Here is a 7,500-nt window from a genome sequence, read left to right as displayed (position 1 = left end):
TCCAGTTAAGCGTTGCAGACGCATATCTAAAATCGCTTGCGCTTGTTTCTCACTTAAACCAAAACGTTCCATTAAGCCTTGCTTGGCAATATCTGCCGTTTTTGAACTACGAATTAACGTAATAACTTCATCAAGATGATCTAAAGCAATTCGTAATCCTTCTAAAATATGAGCACGTGCTTCTGCTTTTTCTAATTCATAAGCAGTACGTCTACGAATTACTACCTTCTGATGCTCTAAATAATGATATAGATTTTGTTTTAAATTTAGTACTTGTGGCTCCCCATTTACAAGAGACAACATATTAATACCGAAACTTGTTTGAAGCGCTGTATGTTTATATAGATTGTTTAATAGTACATTTGCATTAGCATCACGACGTACTTCCATGACAATACGCATACCATTACGATCTGATTCATCACGTAAATCTGTAATACCTTCAATTTTCTTATCGCGAACTAATTCTGCGATTTTTTCAATTAATCGTGCCTTATTAACTTGATAAGGTAGTTCAGTTACGATAATAGATTGTTTACCGTTTGACTTCTCTTCAATTTCAACCTTAGCACGAAGCATAATGGAACCGCGACCTGTTTCATAAGCTCTTCGAATTCCACTTCTTCCTAAAATTAAACCTGCCGTCGGAAAGTCTGGACCGGGAATGTATTCCATTAATTCCGCGATAGTAATATCAGGATTATGACTTAATGCCAGCACACCATCAATTACTTCGCCAAGCTGATGCGGCGGTATATTTGTTGCCATACCAACAGCAATACCTGTTGTACCGTTTACTAATAAATTAGGGAAACGCGCTGGTAGTACTATCGGTTCTCTTTCGGAACCATCATAGTTATCTTGATAATCAATTGTATTTTTTGAAATATCACGTATTAATTCCATAGAAATCTTAGACATTCTTGCCTCTGTATAACGCATTGCAGCTGCTGAATCTCCATCTACAGAACCGAAGTTACCATGCCCATCTACAAGCATATAACGTTGACTAAAATCTTGCGCCATACGTACCATTGTTTCATAAACGGCTGAATCACCATGAGGGTGATACTTACCGATTACTTCACCGACAATACGTGCTGATTTCTTATACGCTTTATCAGCTGTAATTCCTAAATCATTCATCGCATATAAAACCCTACGATGCACAGGTTTTAATCCATCACGAACATCTGGTAATGCACGAGATACGATAACACTCATTGCGTAATCTAAAAATGAGGTACGCATTTCATGACTAATATTAATTTCTCGAATTCGTGCTTGTTGTTGATTGTCTGACATCAACGAGCACCTCCTCTTACATTTCCGTTACACATACATTGATTTATATGTAGAAGACAGGAATACTTAGATTCCTGTCATTACTCATTTAAATATCAAGGTTCTTCACGTATTTTGCATTCTCTTGGATAAAGTTACGACGTGGCTCTACTTTATCTCCCATTAAAATTTCAAATGTTTCGTCTGCTTCAATTGCATCTTGAAGGGAAACTTGAAGTAATGAACGTACTTCTGGATCCATTGTCGTCTCCCATAGCTGAGTTGGATTCATTTCCCCTAGACCTTTATAACGCTGAATCCCTGGCTTAGGTTGGGCCGGTAATTCTGCTAAGATTTTTTCAAGTTCCTTATCGTTGTAAGCATATTGAATTTTTTTACCTTGTTGTATTTTAAACAACGGCGGCTGTGCAATATAGATATAACCACACTCAATTATTTGACGCATATAACGATAGAAGAACGTTAATAATAGGGTACGAATATGTGCACCATCAACATCGGCATCGGTCATAATAATAACCTTATGATAGCGTGCTTTTTCAATATCGAAGTCTCCACCAATATTTGTACCAATCGCCGTAATAATTGTACGAACTTCATCATTTGATAAAATCTTATCTAAGCGTGCCTTTTCCACATTAATAATTTTACCCTTCAGCGGTAAAATTGCTTGGAAATGACGATCGCGTCCTTGTTTTGCAGATCCACCCGCAGAGTCACCCTCTACGATGTAAATTTCACTAATTGCTGGATCTTTCGAAGAGCAATCAGCTAATTTACCAGGTAAACTTGAAACTTCTAACGCACTCTTTCGACGTGTCAATTCACGCGCTTTTTTCGCAGCTACACGTGCACGTGCAGCCATCGTACCTTTTTCTACAATTTTTCGCGCTACATTAGGATTTTCTAGTAAGAACTTTTCAAACGCCTCTGAGAATACAGACTCTGTAATTGTTCTCGCTTCACTATTCCCAAGTTTTGTCTTCGTTTGTCCTTCAAATTGTGGATTTGGATGCTTAATTGATACAATTGCTGTTAAACCTTCACGAACATCCTCACCAGTTAAATTACTGTCCGCATCTTTTAAAATGCTATTTTTACGACCATAGTCGTTGATTACACGAGTTAAAGCTGTTTTAAAACCTACCTCATGTGTACCACCTTCATACGTATGGATGTTATTCGTAAATGAGTAAATATTATTTGTGTATCCCTCGTTATATTGAAGAGAAACCTCAACCTGAATACCATCTTTTGAACCTTCTACGTACACAGGCTCTTCATGAATCGGTTGTTTTGAGCGATTTAAATGCTCAACGTATGATTTAATTCCACCTTCGTAATGGAATTCTTTCTTTTGCTTATGTTCACGTTTATCTTCAATTGTTAATTTAATATTACGATTTAAAAACGCTAATTCACGCATACGAGTTGCTAGCGTATCAAAATCGTATACTGTTGTTTCTTGGAAAATTTCCGGATCTGGTTTAAATCGAGTTATTGTTCCTGTTTGATCTGTGTCACCAATGGCTTTTAAATCCGCAACCGGAATACCTCTTTCGTATTTTTGGTAATGGATTTTACCTTCACGATGTACAAATACTTCTAATTCTGTTGATAGAGCATTTACAACCGATGCCCCAACACCATGTAAACCACCAGAAACTTTATAACCGCCACCGCCAAATTTACCACCGGCGTGGAGAACAGTCATAATAACTTCTACAGCTGGACGTCCCATTTTTTCTTGTATACCAACCGGAATACCACGCCCATTATCCGTTACACGAATACTATTATCTTCTTCGATACTAACATTAATTTCATCACAATAACCTGCAAGTGCTTCATCAATACTATTATCTACGATTTCCCACACAAGATGGTGAAGCCCTTTTCCACTTGTAGATCCAATATACATACCAGGGCGTTTCCGAACTGCCTCTAGTCCTTCAAGCACCTGTATCTGACTTTCATCATATGCATTTTCTTGCATTTGCTTTTGTTCCATTGACACAAAGATCACCTACTTTTCCATTTAAACAGGGGTTATTCCCTATCTATTTCACAATCTACAGTGCCGTTCGTTACATGAATTGTTTTCGCTTCTTTTAATGTTTCGTGTTCAATTCCGTCGACACTCGTCGTTGTAACAAATGTTTGCACTTTTCCTTGAATTGTATTTAAAAGATGTGATTGACGATAATCATCTAATTCTGATAAAACATCATCCAACAAAAGGATTGGATATTCTTTAACCTCTGAATAAATCAATTCAATTTCAGCTAATTTTAGGGATAGTGCGGTTGTTCGTTGTTGTCCTTGCGAACCAAAGACTTGAACATTTTTACTATTAACGAAGAATTGTAAATCGTCACGATGAGGACCAATTAAAGTCGTACCACGGAAAATTTCACGTTGTTTCACAGATTGAAAACTTTCATAGTATACTTCTTTTATTTTCGACAAATCCATTGATTCTGATACATCTACACTTGGTTTATAGACAATTTCTAACTCTTCTAATCCACGGCTTATACCTCGATGAATTGGAGCTGCCCATTCCTGTAGCAAATGCAAAAATTCAAAACGTTTTTGCAGTATTTTCGCACCATGCTCAATTAGTTGAAGTGTAAATACATCCAACATCGTTTCCTCATTCTTACTATTCCCTTTCATTTTTTTCAACAAGTGATTTCGTTGCGTGAGCACCTTTTGATATTGACTTAATTCATACAAATATACAGGAGCTATTTGTCCTAATTCCATATCTAAAAAGCGTCTTCTTACTTGAGGGCTTCCTTTTACAAGATTTAAATCTTCTGGGGCAAACATGACAACGTTCATCACGCCAATATATTGACTTAACTTTTGTTGTTCAAGTTGATTTAATTTTGCCTTTTTACCTTTTTTCGAAATATTTAATTCCAAAGACAAAGAACTGTTTCTTTTTTGTAATTTCCCCTTTATTTGACCAAAATCTTCATCCCAGCGGATAAGTTCGCGATCATTAGAGGTTCTATGAGATTTCGCCATCGCTAAAACATAAATAGCTTCCATCAAATTTGTTTTCCCTTGTGCATTTTCGCCGATAATTACATTTACCTTATCTTCAAAGGAAAGCTCTAATTTTTCATAATTGCGATAGTTTTTTAATTGTATTTCTGAAATAAACAAAGGGCTCCCCCTTTATGCCTGAACTTGGAAAGTTCCGCTTCCTGGAATTTCAATAACATCATTCGCATATAGTTTGCGACCTCTTCTATTTTCAAGTTCGTTGTTCACGTACACTTCATATTCTTGTAAAAACCATTTTACAGCGCCACCTGTATCAATTACATCAGCTAACTTTAAAAATTGTCCTAGTGTAATATACTCTGTTGAAATTTTAATACGTTTCATAAAATCGCTCACTTTCTGAAAGTGTTCATTCTTTCATTGTACTAAATAAACTAGCATTAGGAAAGTAATACCCAAAAATCAAATAAGGGCCACTAGCATCTTTAAACTAGCAACCCTTATTCCTTACCTAGTAAGTACGAACCGGTAAAATTAATTGAATAATTGAATCATCATTTACTGTACGAATTAAGAACGGTCTCATTGCTCCAGTAAAGCTAACTTTAATCTCTGTACTATCCAAAGCTTTTAATGCATCCATCATATATTTTGCACTAAAAGATATTTTTAACTCTTCTCCATCTACTTTTTCGCATTGTACTTCTTCGACAACTTTTCCGATTTCTGGTGAATTCGAAGAAATCTCTAGCATTTCTTGCTCTAAAGTTGATAATTTAACAACGTTATTGCGGCCATCTCTTGCTAATAGTGAAGCACGATCAATTGCTTGTAGGAATTCTTTTGTATTTACAAAAATATCCGTTTTACTCTCTGCTGGAATTAAACGTGTCGTATCAGGATAATTTCCTTCTAACAATCTTGAGAAGAATAATAAATGTTTTGTACGGAATAATACTTGATACTCCGTAATAACGATATCTACCATTTCTTCAGACTCATCTAAAATTTTACTTAATTCATTTAAGCTCTTACCTGGAATAACAACATTAGCTTGGAATTCATCTGCAATGTTATGTCCTTCAATTTTTGCTTTTCGAAGTGCCAGTCTATGACTATCTGTTGCAATACAAGTTAACTCGCTGTTATATACCTTCCAGTTTACACCTGTCAAGATCGGTCTTGTTTCAGAAGTAGAAACTGCAAATACAGTTTGTCTGATCATATGCTTAAGTAAATCTGTTGGTATCTTAAATACATGATGTTCTTCAATCTGTGGCAATAACGGATATTCTGCAGAATCTAAACCATTTAAGTTAAACTCTGATTTTCCAGATTTTATTTTTGTCATAAAATGATTTTCTACAGAAATTTCGACAGTGTCTTTAGGTAGTTTTTTTACAATCTCACTAAAATATTTTGCCTGTAAAACAATGCTTCCTGATTGAGCAATTTCTACGATTTCTTTTCCATCTTCTTCGACTGGAATAAACGATTCAATAGAAATATCAGCATCGCTTCCTGTTAATGTAACCCCTTCTTCAGTAGCTACAACTTTAATTCCCGTAAGGATGGGGATTGTTGTACGAGAAGAAACTGCCTTCATTACATCTTGTACACCTCTTACAAGATAGTCTTTTTGTATTGTAAAACGCATAAAGAAAAACCTCCGGTAAGTATAAGATTTTATTTAATTAATAAAGATAAAAAAATAGTAGTAATAGTAATAGGGCTTGTGGATATGTGGATAACCCCTATAAAGGATGTAAAAACAGTCTATCTACATGTGGATAGACTGTGCGTAAAACAAGGTAAGTTATTCACACTATTCAGCTACTACTTTAAAATACCATTAATTTCTTCAACTTGCTTTTGTAATTGCGTATCGGTTTTTAGTAGTTTAGAGATTTTTTCATGGGCATGGATAACTGTTGTATGATCACGTCCACCAAATTCTTCACCTATTTTTGGTAAAGAGGAATCTGTAAGCTCGCGCGATAAATACATTGCAATTTGGCGAGGAAACGCAACTGATTTGGTACGTTTTTTCGCTTTAAAATCTTCTAATTTCACTTGATAAACATCCCCGACAGCTTTTTGAATATCATAAATAGAGATAATTTTTGGCTTAGAATTTGGAATAATATCTTTAAGTGCTTCAGCTGCTAAATCAGCATTAATATCTTTATTAATTAAAGATGAATAAGCTACAACTCGGATAAGTGCACCTTCTAATTCACGAATATTTGAATCAATTTGATTTGCGATATAAAGCATAACTTCATTTGGTATATCAAGCCCTTCAGCTTTTGCTTTTTTGCGTAAAATCGCAATTCGTGTCTCTAAATCTGGCGGCGTAATATCTGTAATAAGCCCCCATTCAAAGCGGGAACGAAGACGATCTTCTAAAGTCGGAATTTCTTTTGGTGGTCGATCACTAGAAATTACAATTTGTTTACTTTCTTCGTGTAATGCATTAAATGTATGGAAAAACTCTTCTTGAGTTTGTTCTTTTCCAGCAAGAAATTGAATATCATCTATCAATAAAACATCTACGTTGCGATATTTATTACGAAAATCAACAGCCTTATTATCACGAATAGAGTTAATAAATTCATTTGTAAATTTTTCTGATGATAAATATACAACTTTTGCATTTGGATTATGTTCAATTACATAATGACCAATTGCGTGCATTAAATGCGTCTTTCCAAGCCCAACTCCCCCGTAAATAAAGAGTGGGTTATACGCTTTAGCTGGCGCCTCGGCTACAGCTAATGAAGCTGCATGGGCAAAACGGTTACCAGAGCCGATAACAAATGTATCAAATGTATATTTTGGATTTAACATGCTCTGTGGTAAATGAGCTGAATCATCTTGTGCTGGATTCGGCTTAACTGGAGGCAGATCAATATCCTCTTCAGCTTGACTTTGAGGAATAATAAAGCGAATTGCTAATTTTGCCCCTGTTAAATCGTATAGTGTTTCTGAAATTAGTTCGGAGTAATGAGATTCTAGCCAGTCACGAGCAAATTCATTTGGAGCTGTAATCGTTAATACGTCTTTCTTCAAGTTATGAGCCGTTGTTGATTTTAACCATGTCTCATAACTAGGCTTGCTTACCTTTTTTTCTAATTCTTTTAAGGCACTATTCCATAAATCAGAGATATTTTCCAA

General features: G+C 35.4%; 6 protein-coding genes (1 of these 6 only partly in view). All 6 read right to left on the bottom strand.

Annotated features, from left to right (window positions below):
* Positions 1-1,305 carry the 5' portion of a DNA gyrase subunit A gene (gyrA, locus tag N2V80_RS00030; protein ID WP_001282864.1) on the bottom strand. Its footprint begins 1,167 nt before the window's first position, so 1,305 of the gene's 2,472 nt are visible here — the first part of the coding sequence; the start codon lies at positions 1,303-1,305; its stop codon lies off the left edge, out of view.
* Between the two features lie 88 nt (positions 1,306-1,393).
* Entirely contained in the window at positions 1,394-3,316 is a 1,923-nt protein-coding gene (gene gyrB, locus N2V80_RS00025; protein ID WP_061655556.1) for a DNA topoisomerase (ATP-hydrolyzing) subunit B, read from the bottom strand.
* A gap of 38 nt (positions 3,317-3,354) precedes the next feature.
* Positions 3,355-4,482, bottom strand: coding sequence for a DNA replication/repair protein RecF (gene recF / locus N2V80_RS00020; RefSeq protein ID WP_061655555.1), 1,128 nt, complete (start codon positions 4,480-4,482; stop codon positions 3,355-3,357).
* Positions 4,483-4,494: 12 nt separating this feature from the next.
* Positions 4,495-4,707, bottom strand: coding sequence for a S4 domain-containing protein YaaA (gene yaaA / locus N2V80_RS00015; protein WP_000821364.1), 213 nt, complete (start codon positions 4,705-4,707; stop codon positions 4,495-4,497).
* Positions 4,708-4,834: 127 nt separating this feature from the next.
* A complete protein-coding gene (gene dnaN / locus N2V80_RS00010) occupies positions 4,835-5,980 on the bottom strand; it encodes a DNA polymerase III subunit beta (RefSeq protein ID WP_001212884.1) in 1,146 nt (381 codons plus the stop codon).
* A gap of 179 nt (positions 5,981-6,159) precedes the next feature.
* Positions 6,160-7,500: a chromosomal replication initiator protein DnaA gene (gene dnaA / locus N2V80_RS00005; RefSeq protein WP_000428017.1), complete on the bottom strand. Its 1,341-nt coding sequence runs from the start codon at positions 7,498-7,500 to the stop codon at positions 6,160-6,162.

This window comes from Bacillus sp. FSL W8-0640 (genome assembly GCF_038007725.1).
Classification (GTDB): Bacteria; Bacillota; Bacilli; order Bacillales; family Bacillaceae_G; genus Bacillus_A; species Bacillus_A cereus.
This window is presented reverse-complemented; position numbering and strand designations above follow the sequence as displayed.